Here is a 19,983-nt window from a genome sequence, read left to right on the forward strand (position 1 = left end):
ATCTTCTTTTTTAGGTACAAAAAAAGGGAATTAATGTTAATATTATTTCAACAGATACCAACTCACAATAAAGTGATGATGTGCAATGGTTGGAAGGGTAGTGTGAATGTATGGGATTATTTTTTAAGCGAATGACTGATAAGGAATCAAATAACTGGGATAAAGGATGCATAGTTGGTTTTTATGTGTTTTTGATTCTATTATTTATTGATCACATGTACAGTTATATTTCCAACAACGGAGTCTTTTCTAACGGTGTAATTTTTTGGGCTGGATTGATATCAGCTTTTGCAGTCGGGTTTATATTAGACATGAAAGATAAAAAGATATCCAAAGTTTTGTAAGCAGATTTTAAGGGAGGGTTAGTTTGGATGAAACTCACTAGAGAAACACAATACATAAAAGAAGTTAGTTTAAAAAGGGAGCTTATATCTTCGTACCGAGACTTTCCATTAAATCTGTCAGTAATACGAAACTTTCATACGTTGACTTTACATCCCAATGTGACATATATCATTGGGGAAAACGGTATGGGAAAGTCAACTCTGCTGGAAGGAATTGCGATTGCGTTAGGCTTTAATCCAGAAGGTGGATCGTTAAATTTATTTTTCGAATTATGATTCCCACTCTAACTTAGATGAATTTCTTCGGTTAGTGAAAGGAGTTAATAAAGCGAAGGATAACTTTTTCTTCCGAGCGGAAACGTTTTATAATGTAGCGACAAAAATAGAGGATCTGGATAAAGAACCATGCGGCGGCAGAAAACTCATTGATTCTTATGGGGGAAATCGTTACACGAACAATCGCACGGAGAATCATTTTTTGCATTATTTATGGAGCGTTTTCAAGGAAAAGGATTATATATTTTGGATGAGCCAGAAGCAGCTTTGTCTCCGATAAGACAATTGTCTATGTTGGCAAGAATGAACGAGCTTCTTGAACAGGGCTCTCAATTTATCATATCTACGCATTCACCCCTGATTATGGCACATCCGAATGCAAAAATTATGAAGCTTACGGAATCGGGAATGACAGAAGTAAAGTTGGAAGATACGGATCATTACTCTATTATGAGACAGTTTTTTGAAGATAAAGATCAGTTATTGCATCATCTTTTCCAATAGATGTAAGTACCAGCTTCAAATAGGAGGTACGAATTTGAATGAATATTTAATGATATTTATATTTTTTGCGGTAATGATTTATAAAGTTATGAAAAACAGAAAAATAATGAAAGAACTAAAAATAATTCAAATTTTAGGTATAATAGTTTCCTATACTATTGTAATCCTTGTAGCGAGTGTCATCATAATATATCCTGGAAATTGGATCGCAGGATTTTCTCCAAATAATATTGGCAGAGTTTTTATTCAAGTAATTATAATTTGCATCACACTATATATAAGCAGAAGTCTTCTGAAAATAGCATTACTTCAAATAACTAATGGAGTCGTACCGAAAAACTCGGATTAAATTTGGACAAAAAAGGAGGAACTAACATGAAAGCGATTGGACTTATAGGTGGGATGAGTTGGGAATCATCGGTAGAATATTATCGAATAATAAATGAAGAAGTGAGGAAGCAATTAGGGGGACTTCATTCGGCAAAGTGTCTGTTATATAGCGTTGACTTCGAAGAAATTGAGCGTTATCAAAGGGATGACGAATGGAACAAAGCAGGAGAACTATTAGGAGATCTTGCACGGTCATTAGAAAAAGCAGGTGCTGACTTCATTGTTATTTGCAGTAACACGATGCACAAAGTAGTGGAAGACATTAGCCGTAAAACGAAGGTACCTATTTTACATATTGCAGATGCTACAGCACAGCACATTCAAGAATCTAGAGTTAATAGGGTTGGATTACTCGGAACGAAGTATACAATGGAACAAGATTTTTACACATCACGACTAGAGTCTCATGACATAAAAGTGCTTACGCCCGGAAAACAGGATAGAGACCTTATAAACAAAGTAATCTTTGAAGAACTGTGCGTTGGCAAATTGAGGCCATCATCAAAAGAGTACTTTAAAAAAGTGATAAATAGTTTGGTAGAGGATGGAGCAGAAGCAATTATATTAGGCTGTACGGAGATCGGTTTACTAGTAAAACCAGAAGACGTAGACGTTCAGCTATTTGATACAACCTATATTCATGCTGTTGAAGCAGTCAGGATGGTTTTAGAAAATTAGAGCTATTCTAAAGTACAAGTGTCTGAGTATGACGGCCTATGGAGATGAAAGTGTTTTTAATTGGGAGTCAAAGGTATTTTTGTCAATTATGTTATAATAAAGGTATATAAAAATTGTCTCATTGAAAGAAAAGAAGTAATCATACATGGATTTGAAAGACTTATTTTCAATAAAGAAAGGATTGGTGATATTGTATGTCAACAGGTATGTGGATATTCCTAGGTTTCATTGCACTATTGTCCACTCCAATCTTGATTATGGTCATTCGCGACGTTTTTGGTTTAAACAGTAACAGGTTTTATGGGGTTGAAGCGAATAAGAAAAAAAGAAGTAAGGTAGAAGAAGCTTATGATAACAAATCTACTCACTCAAAACCTATGCCTAAAAGTCATATAGGGAATGGAATGGGTAGTGGTCCGAGTGACCACGGAGTAAATTAATAAGGACTATTAACGGCCAGGAGGTTTAAGCTCTTGGCCTGATTTTTCGTTATTTCACATGTTAATTTATGCTATAATCAAACAATCAGAATCGAAAGAGAGAGGGATTCATTCGTGCGCAAATACATAGGAACGTTAGGTATTTTTTTGGGTGTCATTTTTTTTAGTGGGTATAGCTCGAATGTAAAAGCTGCGAGTGATTTTTTTGACGAGGGTGAGTTTGATTTCGAATTTGAATTGTATGAGAGTGACATTCAAAATGAACGCTGGAATAATATAAATGGACAGAATAGCCTTAATTCGAGTTCTTCAGGACAAACGAATGCTCAGGATCAGAATATCTTTAGTGCAGGAAACGATGTGCCGACTTCTGTTCAGGAATCAGGCCAACTGAATCCAACTGGCGGTATGTTGAATGGTCTTCAAGGAAGTCAGGATGATTTAAGTGGATTAATGTTAGAAGGAGTGTCTTCAGGACTTGGAATCGATTCTCTGATGAGTCAACTGAATCCGCTTAGTGGGCTTGGCTTAGGCGAGCTTCAACAAAATCTGGGTACGATGAATGAAGACGTAAATGAAGTGGATGAGAATGACGAAACAGAAGAATATAAGTATTATAAGGCGAATGATGTCGAGGATCTAATGGGAGTCATGAGTGGTCAGCTACCCGAGCCATTTTCATCACCAGTTTCGATAGAAGAGCTTTTAAGCGGATATTTGGATGAGGCTGTCGATAATACTGAATCCGAGATCGACTTCGCAATGGAAGATAATTTTGAAAAGGCTTTGGAGGAAGAATTTGCTTTAACACCCTTTGAATGGCGGGTAGATTTCACCGGAATACTTATGTCTTACGAGGATATTCTTGAAGCTGGTGATGGTGAAGATCCTTGGAATGGCGTCATTCGTGAAGAAGGACTGGTCGACTTTTGGGCGTTTATAAGGATGTCGAATAAGTTAGGAACCTATAATGAGACAGAAAAGGTTCTTAGTACGTTACGATCACATTATGGAGAGTATCAAGATGATGTGGAAGAGAGAATTGCAGAGCTGGAGGAGAAAGATGTGGCCAGTGGAATTAGCGCAGATTGACAAGTGTCTTGGATAAATTGATATGATACACGATTGAGTTCTCATGCATCTTTTGGAAGCAGAGAACAGTCCCCTGCATTCTAAATCGAGTATTTTTTAGGAGAGTTTATATGATTACTATTAAGGAAATTGCTAAACTAGCTAATGTATCTGGTGCGACAGTTTCACGTGTAATAAATAATTCGGGTTATGTAAGCGATGGAGTAAGGCAAAAAGTGATGAAAATTGTCGACGAAAATAAATACGTTCCGAGTGAACATGCGAAGGCATTAAGGACAAAGCACTCTAAAGTAATCGGAGTAATATTACCTCGGATCAGTACGGAGACTGCTAGTAGAATTGTCAATGGCATAAATGAAGTATTAGCCCCAGAAGGGTACCAAATTATTCTTGCTTCCAGTGACTTAGAATTACGAAATGAAATTAAATATTTAAAATTGTTCAAAAGCCGTCAGGTGGAAGGAATCATTTTGAATGCAACGAATACGAGTAAAGAATTAATGGAAGAAGTGGACGACCTAACCATTCCATTTGTTGCAATCGGCCAAGAATTAAAAGGGGAATCTTATGTTAGTTATAACAATTACGAAGTTGCAAAAGGTCTGACCAATTACTTGATTAAAAAAGGCCATAAAAAAATTGCCTTTATTGGTGTAGATGAAAAAGACACTGCAGTTGGTTATGACAGAAAAAAAGGTTACCTTGATACGATGAAAGATCATTCTCTTTCCATCGATGAAAATTGGATAAAAACGGGCTCATTTGCTATGACATTTGGTGAGGAATCCATGGAATCGATCATGAATAACTCTTTAACGACACCATCTGCAGTTTTCGCGGTAACAGATAGATTAGCTATCGGAGCAATGAAATACTTGAAAAAACATCTGTACAAAATACCAGACGATATAGCTGTTGTTGGGATAGGTGCTTCTGAACTAGCTGAATTTGTTGAACCTGGTTTAACGACTGTGGATTTTAATAATGAAAAGGCAGGACGGGAAGCAGCACAATTAATATTAAACAAAATTCAAGATAAGGAATATAAGAACAAAGAAATAATTTTAAACTATAGACTAATAGAAAGAGATAGTGTAAGATAACACTGTAACCGATTACAGATGAAAATAAAGCTTAAATGCCTTTATTTTTTTAGTTTATGTGTAATCGATTCCACACTAAAAAGGTTGTTTTTAAAGTATTGTTAAATTTATTGTATGTATTCGATTACACAAATGGAAAGGTGGAGTTAAAGTTGTCAGTAAACTCTCAAATCGCTAAGGAACTCATTGAAGCAGTTGGTGGTGAATCTAATATTAGTTCCGTTGCACATTGTGCTACGAGACTAAGAATAATGGTCAATGATAAAGAAAAAATTAATCAGGAACAAGTAGAGAATATTGAAAAAGTGAAAGGTGCGTTTTATAACTCTGGACAATACCAGGTTATTTTCGGTACCGGAACAGTAAATAAAATTTTTGCCGAGGTTGTAGATCAAGGTGTCTCGGAATCATCCAGAGATGAACAAAAAGCAGATGTAAAAAAACAAGGAAACTTGTTTCAAAGGATTATTCGCACGTTTGGAGACGTCTTTGTACCTATCATCCCGGTATTAGTAGCAACCGGTCTATTTATGGGATTAAGAGGTCTGGTTATGCAAGAAACTGTTCTAGCTTTTTTTGGAATGGCTCCGGAGGATATCTCGGATAACTTTCTTTTATTTACCGAAGTTTTAACAGATACAGCATTTGTCTTTTTACCTGCTTTGGTTGCCTGGTCGGCTTTCCGGGTTTTTGGTGGGAGTCCAGTCATCGGACTAGTTTTGGGTTTAATGCTCGTAAGTCCAGCTTTACCTAATGCTTGGGCAGTTGCAGCAGGTGATGCAGAACCGTTAATGTTTTTCGGAGTGCTGCCTGTTCTAGGGTATCAAGGCTCTGTTCTACCTGCTTTTATCGCAGGGCTAGTAGGGGCAAAAATGGAGAAGTGGATTAGAAATAAAGTTCCAGAATCGTTGGATCTAATTGTCACGCCATTTCTAACATTGTTAATCATGATTTCTCTTGCGCTTTTCGTATTAGGTCCCGTTTTGCATTCTGTGGAAGAAATTATTCTATCAGCCACTGTAGCAGTACTTGACTGGCCGTTAGGTATAGCCGGTTTGTTAATAGGGTTTTCTAATCAAATTATTGTTATTACAGGTGTTCACCACGTTTTTAACATGATGGAAATAGGTTTATTGGAATCGTTAGGGTTTAACCCTTACAATGCGATTATTACAGCATCTGTTGCGGCCCAGGGTGGTGCTGCTTTAGCAGTAGGACTAAAAACAAAGTCCAAAAAATTAAAAGCTTTAGCTCTTCCTTCTTCCTTGTCAGCATTCCTAGGTATTACTGAACCGGCGATATTCGGTGTGAACCTTCGTTATGGAAAGCCGTTTATAATGGGGCTAATTGGAGGAGGAGTCGGTGGATTCTTCGCTTCCATCATGAACCTTCAAGGAACTGGTATGTCGATTACAGTTATACCGGGAACTCTACTTTATTTGAATGAACAACTATTTTTGTACATTCTAGTAAACTTGATTGCAATAGGAGTTGCTTTCTCCCTCACATGGGTATTCGGTTATTCAGATTTAGATAAAGTAAAAGAGAACAAATAGAAAAAACAGGTGGAATCAAGCATTGTCAAAGGCTTGATTCCACTTAATAGTTTCAAACGGAAAGGGTTTTAATATGAATATAGATCTTGAAAAACCGATGACACATTTAACTGAAAATAAAGAAGATCGATATAGGCCGAAATATCACATGACTCCGCCTGTAGGACTATTAAATGACCCAAATGGGTTTATTTACTTTAAAGGCAAGTACCATGTTTTTTATCAATGGAATCCCTTTAAGACAGACCATAGTACAAAATATTGGGGACATTTCACATCGGGAAATCTGTATGAATGGCACCATGAAACTTCGGTATTAGCACCTGAAGATTGGTTTGATCACAGTGGTTGCTATTCTGGCAGTGCCATCGAAAACAAGGGGAACTTAATTGCCTTCTACACAGGAAATGTTAAAAATGAAAAGGGCGAACGAGAAACGTATCAATGTATGGCGACATCAAAAGATGGCATGTCATTGGATAAAAAAGGACCGATTCTCCATCTTCCCGATAACTATACTGCGCATTTTAGAGATCCTAAAGTTTGGAAAAAAGGAAGTACTTGGTACATGATCGTCGGTACTCAAACGAAAGAGGAAGAGGGTATGGTTGCTTTCTTTAGTTCGGAAAATCTAACTGACTGGGAACATCATGGACCGATAGCAGGTTCCTACATGAACGGCTTAGATTATTTTGGCTATATGTGGGAATGCCCGGATTTATTTTCACTTAGTGGTCAAGATATTTTAATTGTCTCTCCACAAGGGCTTGAAGCCAAAGGGGATAAATATAACAATTTATTCCAATCTGGTTATTTTATTGGAGAAATGAATTATGAGGATCAAACGTTTAGTCATGGTACGTTTACAGAGTTGGACAGAGGTTTTGACTTCTATGCTCCTCAGACAACTATTGGGTCAAACGGGAAAAGATTATTAGTTGCCTGGATGGGTATGCCTGACGAGGACGAAAAAAACCATCCTACGATAGACAATTGCTGGATACATGGAATGACTATCCCTAGAGAATTGTCGATAATGGAAGATAAACTATATCAAAAACCAGTAGAGGAAATGACGTGTCTAAGAACGAAAGAAGTCAGGCATAATAAAGTATCCATTTCTACTGATTTTCATGAGTTTGATGGTATTTCAGGAAACTCGATCGAAATGGTAATAGATATTTTAAGCAAAGATTACGAAGTGTTTAATATGAGAGTGTCGGATGCTATTCAGGTATCCTATGATTCATCAACAAACATATTTTCGTTAACAAGGAGAAAATACCATTCTGAAATAGATGAGGTTCGTGAATGTATTTTAGAAGACCTTTCTTCTTTAAATATTTTTATAGACGTGTCCACAATAGAAATATTTATTAATGGTGGTCAAGAGGTATTTAGCGCCAGGTATTTTACGGATAACAAGGATAGCTCAGTTTTGTTTAGTTGTGAAGGGGAACTCTCTCTTAAGATAACGAAGTGGGATATGAAAAACAGCATAATATTTTAAAAAATGGTCCCAGTAGATTGTATTCTATTGGGAACTTTTTTCGATTAATATCAGATGGATAGTTGAGAATCTTAATAAATGAATGAGTACTCGGTCTAGGTGTCATAATAATCATTGTTTGGTGACATTGGGAAAAGTGGTTTGGATGTGATTGTCGCTAACTAGTGCCGATAGCGACGGTCAGATGGAGGAACTATATCAGAGTGGCTGTAAATGGTGTGGATAGAGCTATTCACGAAATGTACTCGATGCGATTGTAACAAAAAGACTTGATTCCATAGGTATTTGGTGAATGTGTTGTTCCGTTAATAAGCTTGAGTTGCGTACAGCAAAGTTAGGAAGCAGAGAACCGTCCCTATGAACCCATGAGAGGAGGTGTTGGGATGTTGGCACAGATTTCGATGGTGGTTTTGTTGTTTATGGCTCAGCCGATTGAGCAGCCTGATAGTTTAACGGTTACCCACGAGGGACATACGATAGCCATTGTGAACCGGGAAGATTTTTCGATCCCTTATCTCGGTACACCGTTGATTGATAATGAAAAGTACCTGGAGTTTATCGATAAACTGGATAAGCAAATTTATCGGGCTCCTGTTAATGCAAAGATTAATGAACAGGAAATTATCGTTCCTGAACAGGTGGGTTACCGACTTTATCGAGAGGAGTTTATGGAGCAGTTTTGGACGTATTTTATTGGTGATGGACCTTCGGAAGTCGAAGTGACAGAGATAGAGATATATCCGGAAGTGGACAGCGAGTTACTTGCTGGTATTCGTGTGCAGCAGATTGGGGAGTATGTCACTTATTTTAATGCGAACAATAAAAACCGCTCGCACAATATCTCCCTTTCTTCAGATGCTTTAAATGATTATGTCGTTTTTCCTAATAAGGTGTTTTCGTTTAATGAAGCCGTCGGAGAAAGAACGGTTGAAAAAGGATACAAACGTGCTCCTGTTATCGTTAAGGGAGAATTATTTGAAGGAGTTGGAGGCGGGATTTGTCAGTTGTCCTCAACATTGTTTAATGCGGTGGATGAAGCCGGATTAAAAATCGTGCAACGGTATTCCCATAGTAGGAGTGTGCCTTATGTTCCACCGGGGCGTGATGCTACAGTAAGCTGGTACGGACCAGACTTTCGTTTTGAAAACAATTATAACCAACCTGTATTGATTCGAACGAAACAAAATGGAGGTAGTATCTCTGTTTCTCTTCATTCATCTGATGTGATTAATTATGAACCGCGAAAAGTTCCGGCTGCTTCAGATCATTTACCTAAAGAAATAAATATCCATGACTAATGTGTTAATAAAATAAGAGGCGGTATAAAAGGAGGAATTTATCCTTTTACACCGCCTAAGAGAAGCTTAGAATTTGCTGACAGCACGAGATACTAGATCAATTTCGTCCATATCTTCTTTTGATAAGGAGAATTGTAAAGTGCCGATGTTTTCCTGGGCATGATGGAGCTTAGAAGCACCTGGAATCGCAACAACGGTATCTCCATGGAAATGGATTAACCAGTTCAATGCTATTTGAGTCTGGCTAACACCATGTTTTTCGGCAAACTTTTCAAGTAAATCAATCAAAGGTCTCGTTTTTTCAAGTCCTGATTTTTTAAATAGATTGCTATATTTCCTCGGTCCGCTAATGTTCTTGATCATTTCAGGGTTTTTGTGGAATTTGCCGGAAAGAATTCCTTGTTCTAATGGAGAATAGGCGATAATCGTAATGCCTAATTCCTTTGCCGCATCTAGTACTCCGTTCGTTTCAATTCTGCGATCTAACAAGCTATATTTCACTTGGTTTGATGCAAGGGAATACCCCGCTGATTTAAGAACTTGATCAGCTTCTCTCATTTTAGCTTCATTAAAATTACTGACACCGACATTTTTAATTTTATTATTTTCCAACAGTTCATTCATCGCATCCATCTCTGCTTTGACTCCGGAAAACGAAAACGGTTGATGAATTTGGTATAAGTCTATCGTTTTTCCTTGTAATGCTTTGATTCGTTTATCTATCGTAATCGTTATCGATCCAGCTCCACGTAATAATGGCCACCACTTCGTTGCGATTAACGCTTTTTCTTCTTCGACCTCCAGATTATTTAATGCTTCTGCCAAAGCCGTTTCGGATTCCCCTTTACCATATGCCTCGGCGGTATCAAACCAATTGATCCCACCTTCAAGACTTAGCTTAACGATGGCATCAATGTCTTCCTGTTTCATTTCCGGCCAAAAGCCGCCAACTAAGCCTTTGCCTTTGCTAAATTGCCAACAGCCTAACCCTAAAGCTGAAATCTTTAAATTTGAATGACCTAATTTTCTTAATGGTAGACTTGTATCTGTCATTATTTAATTTCCTCCTCTGATTCTTTTCTGGATATTTATGTTATAGCAAGTATAACGCGGAGGAAGAAACAAGTCTTGTTTCGTGATTTGTGAAACGTATTGCATTTAATAACGTTCAGGTTGCCCTCACAAACAATTGCAGGCCTATGTAGGGTTTACCTTTATAAATTATCCGTCCCATGGGAGTGATAGTAGGAAAATCAGTTTAAGAAATTACATGTTTGTTATTAAAACATTGTAAAGGATGTTCATAGTCCACACTGTGATAATTTTCCATCTTTGAGGTATTTTTTGCATTCATATAGTTTCAACTGCTAAAAGAAAAAGGAAGCAGAGAACCGTCCCTATTGTTTGGCTAATTTTTTTCGGTCTTCTGTCAATGGGGGTTGTTCTATCCATTTATTTTCGATCATTATTTTGAGTCCGTCTGCAGAATATAATCCCATTTCGGATAAGAGTCTGGAGTAATGTATGGACAAATCTCCGCGCTGACATGTCCCAATAGCCGTGCCGTAAAAACCAATAGTCGTTGAACCAAAAAGTAATTTATGAAACATCATTAGCCGGTCAGAAAACGGTGAAGTGATTGAATTGGTAATTTCGGCGTCATCTGATTTCGCTGTGGGAAGATCCTCCATGGCTAAAATTGATTCAAAAATTTCAATATGTTTTTTGTACATTTCTGACCCGCGCCACAAAAACTTCTTCACTTTATCTGCTTGAGCAACTTGAGCAAATGCCATTGAAACCGCTCTGCTTAATTGGATTTTTTTCAAATCCCAAAAAATATGGCTGATTTCAATACAGCTTAATGGTCTTTCCGATCCCAAAAATCCTTTAATGAATGCTTTCTTTTCGATAAACTCAATGGAGGTGGGAGGACTAATGATTGGAGGTCGGGACACAATGCCTTTTTCCAATAGCAAGTCCAAAGATTTATTGAACAGTTCCATCGTTTGATTCTGACATTGAGTATAATAATCTCTAATATCTCTTCGTATATTCGTCGTAATAGCTGCTGCATATCCAGCCAAACCGTTAACACTCATAATGTAAGTGTAGGTTAAGCATATAGTGTCTGAGAATAATCGCGGTGCCGCCAAATTCAAATCTACCTCGTTAAATCCTTGAGGGATCGGGAATTTTTCTTCTTTTAAAAACTTTTCGATGACAGTAATATGTCCTTCAGCTATCTTTATAGCTGACTTCAAAATGATAAGAATAGATTCATCTTCTACAAATTTAATCATGTGTTTGTAAATACAGATTGCCATCGAGTCATTCTGATACTGCGTCCAAAGGTTAGATATTTCAGGCGCAGTAAGCTTTGTATGATGAGGTGTTTCTTTTGGTTCATTTGAAATGTTATCCATCTTTTCACCCTCCAAATATCATGTTTTTTTATTATGTGCGATTTCACAGATTTCTATTATAAGACTGATATTGATAAAGAATGAAATTTTTTAATCAGCCAGCTTTATGGAACACGAGTGAATAATACCAAAACTAACCACTACAGTTTTATGACAAAACATGCAGTTTTACGGAAACTTTACAATCCAAACAAACTGCCTTAATAAATATGATTTATGATGTAAATGTACACCAAGTACAAGTTCCATTTTCTTCATGTAGTGATTACCCCCCCTTATCATTACATAGATTCGATTTCCAGGTCATTAGTGGCCTGGTTTTTTTAAAAGGTAGATATCTAGAAGTAAGGGAACAACTTACCATGCTCGATCATTGTTAAACTAAACAATATAAGGAGGAAAACGACATGAAATTCTTAATATCTTTTTTTCTTATCTCACTCATGATGATCCTTCCAGCTTGTGGGGCAGATAATGTAGAAGAACAAGTGTTAGAAAATTCTGCTTCTGTTAATGAAATAACAGAAGAAAACGAAACTTCGGAAGAAATCGAAACTACAGAGGAAATTAGTGTAAATACAGGAGAACCCGAAGAAATTAGTGGGACTCTTTCTTTTTACACATCCCAACCTGATGCAGACGCGGTAGCCCTTGCTGATGGGTTTAAAGCAAAATACGAAAATGTGGATGTAGAAATCTTCCGCTCCGGCACGGAAGAAGTGATAAGTAAATTGCTTGCTGAGGAAGAGGCAGGAGCAGTTCAAGCAGATGTTCTATTAGTTGCGGATGCGGTAACCTTTGAAGGTTTAAAAGAAAAAGGTCTGCTTCTATCTTATGAATCACCTGAACTGAATGCTATTCCTGATGAATTTGTTGATGTTGACAATATGTACTCAGGAACTAAAATCATGTCAACGATTATGGCTGTAAATACGAACATGGTCGATGAAATGCCAACATCCTGGTCAGCTCTTACTTCGGAAGAGGCTTTAAACGAAGTAATTATGCCAAGTCCACTTTATTCAGGTGCGGCAGCTTATAATGCTGGAGTTTTTAGCAGAACGAAAGACTTTGGTTGGGAATTTTATGAAGACCTTCATGACAATGAAGCGACTGTTGTCCAAGGAAATGGTGCAGTTTTAAAAAGTGTCGCAGGTGGCGAAAAGGCCTATGGAATGGTAGTCGACTTCATTGTTGCGAGTTCAAAATTGGAAGGTGCGCCTGTGGAATTAATTTATCCTGATGAAGGTGTGCCGGTAATCACTGAGCCGGTGGGGATATTGGGAAATACAGATAACGAAGCAGCGGCAAAAGCATTTGTCGATTTTATTCTTTCTGAAGAGGGACAAAAACTAAGTATTGGCGTTGGTTACACACCGATTAGGGAAGGACTTGCCCCACCAGAAGAACTTAAAGGTGTGGATGAGTTAACAGTATTATCGAATGACTTGACAGACCTATTGAAAACACGCGAAGAAGATAAAGAACAATTCCGTAGCATCTTTGGAGATGAGTAAGAGATTGTTATGAATAATTTACAGCTTAAAAGGGAATTTTCTCCCCTTTCTATGGGGAAAAAAACGCGCCAACGCCTAACTACATACATACTTATTGGAGTCATCATCTTTTTCTTTGTAATTCCAATCATTCGCTTGTTTATCCTTAGTTTGATCCAAGATGGGCAAGTCACACTAGCTACCTATGTCGATGTATTAGGTGAAGGGCGTACTTGGTACATGTTAGAAAATACGGTATGGATGGTTCTCGGTTCAACAGCGATTTCTGTGGCTCTCGGTATGATGTTTGCATGGATAATCGCATACAGTGACATTAGAGGAAAGCTCTTGATGCAACTTTTCATACTGATTCCGTTTATCGTTCCATCCTATATTGTGACATTATCATGGACACAATTGATGAGTCGGAACGGTCCAGTTGCTTCGATACTAGACTGGATGCCTTTTCAATTTGAACCGATCAACATGTATTCTATGGGAGGAATGATATTTGTACTTGGGCTTTCTCACTTTCCTCTTGTCTATCTGTTCACGGTTGGAGTTTTGCGAAGAATACCAAGAGACCTCGAGTGGATAGCACGGTCAAGTGGAGCAAAACGCAGGCAGGTTTTCCTGCGAATTACAATGCCGCTTGCTCTTCCGGGGCTTGCTAGTGGAGGTTTGATTGCGTTTATTGCAAATCTGGATAACTTTGGAATTCCCGCTTTTCTTGGTATTCCTGCTAATATACCTGTCCTTAGCACAGCTATCTATCAAGAGGTGGTTGGTTTCGGCCCCTCTGCTTTTTCTAGAGCAGCAACTTTGTCTGTGATATTAGGTCTAATAGCACTAGGCGGGACTTTGATACAATGGCTTTTTGTTCGAAAATCTAAACGATTAGAAACAGTACAAGAAGATCATTCACCCCGCTACTCTTTAGGACGCTTTAAAACAGTGTTGGAAATCAGTTTATGGAGTTTTTTACTGTTTGTCACAATCGTCCCAGTCATTTCAATGATGAGGTCATCGCTGATAAAAACGTATGGTTTACCATTTAAATTAGAGCATTTAACGTTTTCTCATTATTCGTTTGTTCTTTTTGAAAATGATCGCGTACTAGGGGCGATCCTGAATAGTTTTGTACTCGCTACTGTGACCGCCATTGTTTGCATCATTGTCGGTACGACTTTCGCTTATATGAGAACGCGGAAACCAAATAATTTGACACGGATACTAGAAATTTTTATCGGATTGCCGTATGCATTGCCAGGAATGGTTTTAGCCTTAGCGATGATCTTCATGTGGTTACAGCCGATTCCCGGTTGGAATCCAGGAATCTATGGAACAATTTTTATATTATTAATTGCCTACATCACTAGATTCATGATTTTGCAAGTGAGGGGTAGTATCACAGCGATGAGTCAGATCGATCCATCTATGGAAGAGGCAGCTCAAGTTTTTGGGGCAAAGGCTACAAGTAAGTGGAAGCGAATTTTACTTCCACTTATGCTACCAAGCTTATTAAGTGGAGCTTTATTAGTTTTTTTAACCTCTCTGACAGAGCTAACAGTGTCCTCACTTCTATGGTCGAGTGGCTCTGAAACAATTGGGGTGGTTATTTTTAATTTTGAACAGGCTGGGTACACAACTTATTCCACAGCGTTTTCAACAGTGATTGTATTAGGAATACTATTAGGGATGGCGGTATTTTATATCTTTCAACAAATGTGGAAAAAGAGGGTGACGGAACCATGACAACCAAGGTTGAGAACGTGAGAAAAGTCTTCGGGGATTTTGAGGCACTGAAATCTGTTTCTGTGTCAATTGAAGAAGGAGAATTTATTGCTATTCTAGGTCCATCAGGGTGCGGTAAAACGACATTATTACGACTGATTGCGGGGTTCGAAGAACCAACAGCGGGAAGTATTTATATTGATAATAATCTTGTTGGCAATGAGAATCATGTGAAACCACCAGAACTAAGAAATATTGGCATGGTTTTTCAATCCTTTGCACTCTGGCCTCATATGAAGATATATGATCAAGTGGAATTTCCAATTATCCACCATTCATCTACACCAGATAGGATTAAAAGTAATCGTAAAAAGCGCATGGAAACGGTTCTCAAGCTTGTCGGTCTTAGTGATCTTAGTGAACGGAGGCCGAACGAACTTTCTGGTGGACAAAAACAGCGAGTGGCTCTCGCCCGAGCCATTGCTCACGAACCTTCTCTGTTATTAATGGATGAGCCTTTAAGTAGTTTGGATGCGGAACTTAGGGAAGAAATGCGAAAGGAGATTCAAATTTTACATCGAAAAACAAAAAGTACGATTTTATATGTGACTCACGATCAGGGTGAGGCATTAGCCATGGCTGATAGAATGGTGATTATGAAAGATGGAGCTATTGAGCAAATCGGAACGCCGGAGGACATTTATCTAAGACCTAATACGAGTTTTGTCGCAAGTTTTGTTAGCAAGGCAATACTTATACCAGGTAGCTGGGAGGGATCAGTATTTTATCCTGATGCAGCACCAGATAATGAATGGGATGGAAAATGTATAGCATCAGCTTTTAAGGAAAACGGAACGTATCCGGTGCGTCCTGATGAATGGATCATGAGTAAAAAATTTAGTGGCATTCAAGTTGTGATTAATAACGCACTTTATCAAGGAAGAGAAATTCATTATTCGGCTACGGATCAAACCGGTCTGACGGTGAATATGATCACTCCCATATCCGAGCGATATGAAATTGGTGATAAAGTATCTATACAAAAAACAGGAACCAAAGTTGTTTCGGTCACATCAACAACTGCCCGGTAGGTAAAATATGTGAACGATTGGTTAGCTTTGATTTACCTGAAGATTTAACCTTTATAAAGAATAATTCCGCATGGTTTTTCATGTACGACACATGAAGAGTTTGGTGGATTTTTCGATAATTTATATTACTTTAAGCCTCCAGAATCAGAAGACTAACTGACTCTGAGGGGCTTTTTATTAGATTTGCTGGTTTTTGAAGAAGAACTTTTATTCAAAGCCAAAATCAATATCATTCCTATAATGCAAGCTGTGCCTATCCATTGGATGGTTCCAAATGGTTCTCTTAACCAGAAGACTGTAGTTAAAACAGCTGCTAGGGGCTCTAAACTGCCTAAAAGGCTTGTTTCTTTAGGCGAAAGACTTTGTAAACTTTCAATATAAAACCAGAATGCAATCATCGTTCCAAAGACGATAACAAATAGAATGTATAAAGAGGCTTCTACGGTTAGGTTCGTAATGTCCACTTGCCACGGTTGGTGGATAAAACTCAAGGCAAAACCTCCAATGACCATCGCCCAGCCAACGATGACCAGGGAATCATATTGTTTTAGAAGCGGCAAGGCATATAACGTATAAAATGCTAATGCTACTGCAGATAAAATACCCCAAACGATTGCGGGCGCCGGGACAGATAATTGAGATAGCGACCCATTTGTTAACAAGAAAAAACAACCTAATAAAGCTAGAGAAACCGTTACGACATCCAGTCTTGTTAACATAGTTTGTTTGCGTAAAAGTAAATATACAATCAGCATTGCAGGTGCCAAATATTGCAGCAATGTTGCAACGGCAGCATTACCATGATTAATGGAAGCCATATAAGTGTACTGTACTGCGAGCATGCCAAATATCCCGAAAATAACTAATTGCATCGCTACCTTCCAGTTTTTCCAGACACCGAGTACTTGAGAACGGTCTTTTTTAAAAAATTGTATGGTTAAAAGTAACAATCCAGCAATGAGTAATCGTGTTGTCACCAGCCAATTGACATCGATGGCGTATTCCTGAAAAAGTTTTTGTGCAACTGTGCCACCCACTCCCCAAAATGAAGCTCCCGTGATCACGAGAAAAAAGCCAGTTTTTCTATTTGGTATATTCATAGTTATCCGCCCTTTAATATAGCAATAGTCTTATAATAAGTGAAAAATCAATTTATGGAAAGCAGGGGACGGTTCTCTGCTTCCTTTTTTGCTTCTCGGGGTATTTCATCTATAATAGGAATAATTAATGATAAAATGAGAGGAATGTTTTCTTTGAAAAAAATTGGAGTGTTAACGTCTGGTGGAGATTCACAAGGTATGAATAGTGCGATCCGCTCGATTGTCAGAACTGGAATTGCCAGTGGATTTGAAATGGTTGGGATTAGAAGAGGGTACGATGGCCTTATGGAGAAAGACTTTACGATACTGGAATCCAAAGATGTGGGGGATATCCTTTATCGCGGCGGTACGTTTCTCCGTTCTGCTCGTTCGGAGGAATTTAGAACAGAAGAGGGACAAACGAAAGCTGTAAATAATTTAAAAGAAGCGGGTATCGAATACCTTGTCGTAATTGGCGGGGATGGCAGTTATCGTGGTGCAGCTGAGCTTAATAAGCAAGGTATTAAAACATATGGTCTGCCCGGAACCATTGATAATGATATCCCATTAACGGACTATACCATTGGATTCGATACGACATTAAATGTAGTCACAGAGGCCATTGGGAATTTAAGAGATACAATGAGTAGTCATGAACGTGTAAGTGTTATTGAAGTCATGGGAAGAGACTGCGGAGATATCGCTCTTCATGCTGGGATCGCTAGTGGTGTGGATGCGATTTTAGTTCCTGAAATACCAGCTGATATTCAGAAAATATCTGCAAAACTAAAAGATGGCTTTGAACGCGGCAAAACGCATAGTATTGTGATGGTGGCAGAAGGTGTTGGCAAGGCTGAGGATATTGCTCATCAAATAAATGAATATAGTGGATTGGATACAAGGGCTACGGTGTTAGGACACATCCAGAGAGGTGGAACACCATCAGCTTTTGACCGTGTATTTACTAGTCGTATGGGGCATAAAGTGATTGAACTAGTTGAAAAAGACATCTACGGTGTAGCGTTAGGAATAGAAAAAAACGAGATCACCTATCATTCCTTTGAAGAAATCTTTGCAAGTGAAGACGAGTTAAATCAAAATTTGTACAAAGTATTTGAAGACCTGGTTTGATCAAAACATGGGGAAGGTTCTCTGCTTCCTCTTAGGAAGCAGAGAACCTTCCCCTGCTTTAGGAGGAAAATACTTGAATATTAGATTATTAGGTTCAGGAGACGCTGAGGATTATTTGATGTTAAGGGTTGGAGGCTCTGCAACAAAGTCCGGAAGCATTCGGATCTAGTTTTGAAGAGGAGAAAGATCAAACCGCAGCAAAGTATAAAGAGAGATTTGATTCGTCACTAGATGCTGTTACGTTTGGGGCATTTGTAGATTCTCAACTCGTCGGTGTAGTTACGTTAGTTAAGGAAAAATTAGTGAAAATGAGACATCGAGCGAATGTTGTAGCGATGTACGTAACTCCACAAAAACGAGGTAGCGGCATAGGTAAAGCATTGCTCTCAAAAGTTATTGAACAGGCAAAGGAATTACCGGAAATCGAACAAATTTATTTATCGGTTGTTACAACAAATGAATCAGCAATAAAACTATATTCAGTTAAAGGATTTAACGTGTTTGGTACAGAAGAAAGAGCCTTGAAATTTGATAATACATATTTTGATGAACACCATATGGTTCGGTATCTATAGGAAACAGTGGGACGGTTCTCTGCTTCCAGATGAATAGAGTCTATAGAAGAAACTTTTAACAGAAGGGTAATTTATTTTATTGATTTTATTGTCACAGACTCAGGCTCTTTCTTTGGGGAAGGGTCTGTTTTAGTGTCTTTTTTTTAAAGCTCTGCACAGGTAGATACTAGTTTTGAAGCAGAGAACCGTCCCCATGTTTTTCTAATAACGTATTGTGGAATAATATAAGTGAGCAGCATTTTAAATTAAGTAGAAAGGCGGTTGAACGAAAATGATGAAAGGAACCAATTTAAAAAAGCTAGCGGTGGGAATCATCAGTGCAGCTGTCGTACTTTTAATTATAATCCTTTATTCAAACAATACGGATATAAATACAGATAATAACTCGGCAGATTCAACAACCGATTCCAATGAAGTATCAAATGAACATGAGCAAAATGATGATCTTCCTGAATCAGAGGAAGAGAGTCAAGCCAAGGATGGATCAGTCGAAAATAACGAAACTACGGATATAGGGGAAAAGGAAGCAGAGAATGAAAACAGTGAAAATAAAGGAAGTTTAGAAGAAGAGGATAGTGTGTCCGAACCGAATGCTGAAGAAGTAATGGCTGAATATAAGGAAACCTTTTTAGAGATACAAAATCAAGCGAAAGAGAATGAAGGGAACCTGCCTGATTTCGAATCAAAACAAGCGTTAACTAGTCACTTCAAAACGATCATGTCTGATGATTTAGCGAACTGGTATACAGATGCTTATTTTAAGGAAGAGGATGGCAATGTATCTCTCCTCCCGCAGGATGGGCCTACATGGCTTAAGGAAACAGAACCATATGAACTAGAAAAAGTGAACGACGAAGAATATCATGTGATTCAAGAGTGGGACAACGAATTATTAGGACATAGGTTTATGATTTACGTACTAACTTACAACGGAGAAAAGTGGATTGTAGAGGAAATTCAGAGTGAAATAGTGGAAGAAGAGTAAGGGAGAATATGAAATAGGTCAAAAAAGTATGGAGCGCTACTTTTTGGAAGGTGATGTCGTGTAAACATGGAAAGTGACTATCTCTTAATCTAAGTAGATCCCATTTTATGAGAAAACATACAATAAACATACTAAGTTGCAAACCAAATTCGATATTGATTTGGTTTGAGAAGATCATTTAAATTACGGTTTTTACCAGACCTTTTGATTGAGGCCTTCTCTTATGCAACTCTCAAAATCTCACCGTAGTATGATTAGGTTTTTGATACGCCGAA

18 protein-coding genes and 1 pseudogene are annotated in these 19,983 nt (G+C 38.1%); 16 read left to right on the forward strand and 3 right to left on the reverse strand.

Annotated features, from left to right (window positions below):
- Positions 1-110 precede the first annotated feature (110 nt).
- The 10 genes and pseudogenes from CEF18_RS04970 to CEF18_RS05015 all read left to right on the forward strand — a co-directional run bounded on the left by CEF18_RS04970 (position 111) and on the right by CEF18_RS05015 (position 9,191).
- Positions 111-344: a hypothetical protein gene (locus CEF18_RS04970; RefSeq protein ID WP_110935476.1), complete on the forward strand. Its 234-nt coding sequence runs from the start codon at positions 111-113 to the stop codon at positions 342-344.
- A 27-nt stretch (positions 345-371) separates the two neighbouring features.
- Positions 372-1,124 (forward strand): annotated as a pseudogene (locus CEF18_RS04975) (AAA family ATPase).
- 34 nt (positions 1,125-1,158) lie between these two features.
- On the forward strand, positions 1,159-1,473 hold the full coding sequence (locus CEF18_RS04980; protein ID WP_110935477.1) for a hypothetical protein: 315 nt from the start codon (positions 1,159-1,161) through the stop codon (positions 1,471-1,473).
- 26 nt (positions 1,474-1,499) lie between these two features.
- Entirely contained in the window at positions 1,500-2,192 is a 693-nt protein-coding gene (locus CEF18_RS04985; protein ID WP_110935478.1) for an aspartate/glutamate racemase family protein, read from the forward strand.
- Between the two features lie 194 nt (positions 2,193-2,386).
- Positions 2,387-2,632 carry a hypothetical protein gene (locus CEF18_RS04990; RefSeq protein ID WP_110935479.1) on the forward strand — a complete coding sequence of 82 codons (246 nt, stop codon included), beginning with the start codon at positions 2,387-2,389 and terminating at the stop codon, positions 2,630-2,632.
- A gap of 114 nt (positions 2,633-2,746) precedes the next feature.
- Positions 2,747-3,724, forward strand: coding sequence for a hypothetical protein (locus tag CEF18_RS04995; RefSeq protein WP_110935480.1), 978 nt, complete (start codon positions 2,747-2,749; stop codon positions 3,722-3,724).
- A gap of 110 nt (positions 3,725-3,834) precedes the next feature.
- Positions 3,835-4,827 (forward strand): LacI family DNA-binding transcriptional regulator, encoded by a 993-nt coding sequence (locus CEF18_RS05000; RefSeq protein ID WP_110935481.1) that lies wholly within the window; start codon positions 3,835-3,837, stop codon positions 4,825-4,827.
- Between the two features lie 152 nt (positions 4,828-4,979).
- A complete protein-coding gene (locus CEF18_RS05005; protein WP_110935482.1) occupies positions 4,980-6,383 on the forward strand; it encodes a sucrose-specific PTS transporter subunit IIBC in 1,404 nt (467 codons plus the stop codon).
- Positions 6,384-6,456: 73 nt separating this feature from the next.
- Positions 6,457-7,893, forward strand: a complete 1,437-nt coding sequence (locus CEF18_RS05010) for a glycoside hydrolase family 32 protein (RefSeq protein ID WP_110935483.1) — start codon at positions 6,457-6,459, stop codon at positions 7,891-7,893.
- A 383-nt stretch (positions 7,894-8,276) separates the two neighbouring features.
- Positions 8,277-9,191 (forward strand): VanW family protein, encoded by a 915-nt coding sequence (locus CEF18_RS05015; RefSeq protein WP_223292237.1) that lies wholly within the window; start codon positions 8,277-8,279, stop codon positions 9,189-9,191.
- A 66-nt stretch (positions 9,192-9,257) separates the two neighbouring features.
- On the opposite strand, the gene CEF18_RS05020 is transcribed toward CEF18_RS05015, so the two are convergent.
- Entirely contained in the window at positions 9,258-10,244 is a 987-nt protein-coding gene (locus CEF18_RS05020) for an aldo/keto reductase (protein WP_110935484.1), read from the reverse strand.
- Positions 10,245-10,588: 344 nt separating this feature from the next.
- Positions 10,589-11,617 carry a DUF3231 family protein gene (locus CEF18_RS05025; RefSeq protein ID WP_110935485.1) on the reverse strand — a complete coding sequence of 343 codons (1,029 nt, stop codon included), beginning with the start codon at positions 11,615-11,617 and terminating at the stop codon, positions 10,589-10,591.
- Positions 11,618-12,024: 407 nt separating this feature from the next.
- On the opposite strand from CEF18_RS05025, the gene CEF18_RS05030 reads away from it, so the two are divergent.
- From CEF18_RS05030 to CEF18_RS05040, 3 genes are read left to right on the forward strand one after another with little or no spacing between them, the layout of a single operon-like run.
- Positions 12,025-13,134, forward strand: coding sequence for an ABC transporter substrate-binding protein (locus tag CEF18_RS05030; protein WP_223292238.1), 1,110 nt, complete (start codon positions 12,025-12,027; stop codon positions 13,132-13,134).
- 9 nt (positions 13,135-13,143) lie between these two features.
- Positions 13,144-14,868 (forward strand): ABC transporter permease, encoded by a 1,725-nt coding sequence (locus tag CEF18_RS05035; protein ID WP_223292239.1) that lies wholly within the window; start codon positions 13,144-13,146, stop codon positions 14,866-14,868.
- On the forward strand, positions 14,865-15,938 hold the full coding sequence (locus tag CEF18_RS05040) for an ABC transporter ATP-binding protein (RefSeq protein ID WP_110935486.1): 1,074 nt from the start codon (positions 14,865-14,867) through the stop codon (positions 15,936-15,938). Before CEF18_RS05035 ends, CEF18_RS05040 begins: the two co-directional genes overlap by 4 nt.
- 152 nt (positions 15,939-16,090) lie before the next feature.
- On the opposite strand, the gene CEF18_RS05045 is transcribed toward CEF18_RS05040, so the two are convergent.
- Positions 16,091-17,038 carry an EamA family transporter gene (locus tag CEF18_RS05045; protein WP_110935487.1) on the reverse strand — a complete coding sequence of 316 codons (948 nt, stop codon included), beginning with the start codon at positions 17,036-17,038 and terminating at the stop codon, positions 16,091-16,093.
- Between the two features lie 144 nt (positions 17,039-17,182).
- On the opposite strand from CEF18_RS05045, the gene pfkA reads away from it, so the two are divergent.
- The 3 genes from pfkA to CEF18_RS05060 all read left to right on the forward strand — a co-directional run bounded on the left by pfkA (position 17,183) and on the right by CEF18_RS05060 (position 19,708).
- Positions 17,183-18,148: a 6-phosphofructokinase gene (gene pfkA, locus CEF18_RS05050; protein WP_220693816.1), complete on the forward strand. Its 966-nt coding sequence runs from the start codon at positions 17,183-17,185 to the stop codon at positions 18,146-18,148.
- A gap of 128 nt (positions 18,149-18,276) precedes the next feature.
- Positions 18,277-18,723, forward strand: a complete 447-nt coding sequence (locus tag CEF18_RS05055) for a GNAT family N-acetyltransferase (RefSeq protein WP_223292240.1) — start codon at positions 18,277-18,279, stop codon at positions 18,721-18,723.
- Between the two features lie 271 nt (positions 18,724-18,994).
- Positions 18,995-19,708 (forward strand): hypothetical protein, encoded by a 714-nt coding sequence (locus CEF18_RS05060; protein ID WP_110935488.1) that lies wholly within the window; start codon positions 18,995-18,997, stop codon positions 19,706-19,708.
- Positions 19,709-19,983: the final 275 nt, after the last annotated feature.

Origin of the sequence: Salipaludibacillus neizhouensis (assembly GCF_002886185.1) — a bacterium.
In the GTDB taxonomy this organism is placed as follows: Bacteria; Bacillota; Bacilli; order Bacillales; family Salisediminibacteriaceae; genus Salipaludibacillus; species Salipaludibacillus neizhouensis.

Excerpts from the sequence above, each read along its gene's own strand:
- CEF18_RS04970 (WP_110935476.1), top strand. The coding sequence starts at position 111 with ATGGGATTATTTTTTAAGCGAATGACTGATAAGGAATCAAATAACTGG.
- CEF18_RS04985 (WP_110935478.1), top strand. The coding sequence starts at position 1,500 with ATGAAAGCGATTGGACTTATAGGTGGGATGAGTTGGGAATCATCGGTA.
- CEF18_RS04990 (WP_110935479.1), top strand. The coding sequence starts at position 2,387 with ATGTCAACAGGTATGTGGATATTCCTAGGTTTCATTGCACTATTGTCC.
- CEF18_RS05000 (WP_110935481.1), top strand. The coding sequence starts at position 3,835 with ATGATTACTATTAAGGAAATTGCTAAACTAGCTAATGTATCTGGTGCG.
- CEF18_RS05010 (WP_110935483.1), top strand. The coding sequence starts at position 6,457 with ATGAATATAGATCTTGAAAAACCGATGACACATTTAACTGAAAATAAA.
- CEF18_RS05015 (WP_223292237.1), top strand. The coding sequence starts at position 8,277 with ATGTTGGCACAGATTTCGATGGTGGTTTTGTTGTTTATGGCTCAGCCG.
- CEF18_RS05020 (WP_110935484.1), bottom strand. The coding sequence starts at position 10,244 with ATGACAGATACAAGTCTACCATTAAGAAAATTAGGTCATTCAAATTTA.
- CEF18_RS05025 (WP_110935485.1), bottom strand. The coding sequence starts at position 11,617 with ATGGATAACATTTCAAATGAACCAAAAGAAACACCTCATCATACAAAG.
- CEF18_RS05030 (WP_223292238.1), top strand. The coding sequence starts at position 12,025 with ATGAAATTCTTAATATCTTTTTTTCTTATCTCACTCATGATGATCCTT.
- CEF18_RS05035 (WP_223292239.1), top strand. The coding sequence starts at position 13,144 with ATGAATAATTTACAGCTTAAAAGGGAATTTTCTCCCCTTTCTATGGGG.
- CEF18_RS05040 (WP_110935486.1), top strand. The coding sequence starts at position 14,865 with ATGACAACCAAGGTTGAGAACGTGAGAAAAGTCTTCGGGGATTTTGAG.
- CEF18_RS05045 (WP_110935487.1), bottom strand. The coding sequence starts at position 17,038 with ATGAATATACCAAATAGAAAAACTGGCTTTTTTCTCGTGATCACGGGA.
- pfkA (WP_220693816.1), top strand. The coding sequence starts at position 17,183 with ATGTTTTCTTTGAAAAAAATTGGAGTGTTAACGTCTGGTGGAGATTCA.
- CEF18_RS05060 (WP_110935488.1), top strand. The coding sequence starts at position 18,995 with ATGATGAAAGGAACCAATTTAAAAAAGCTAGCGGTGGGAATCATCAGT.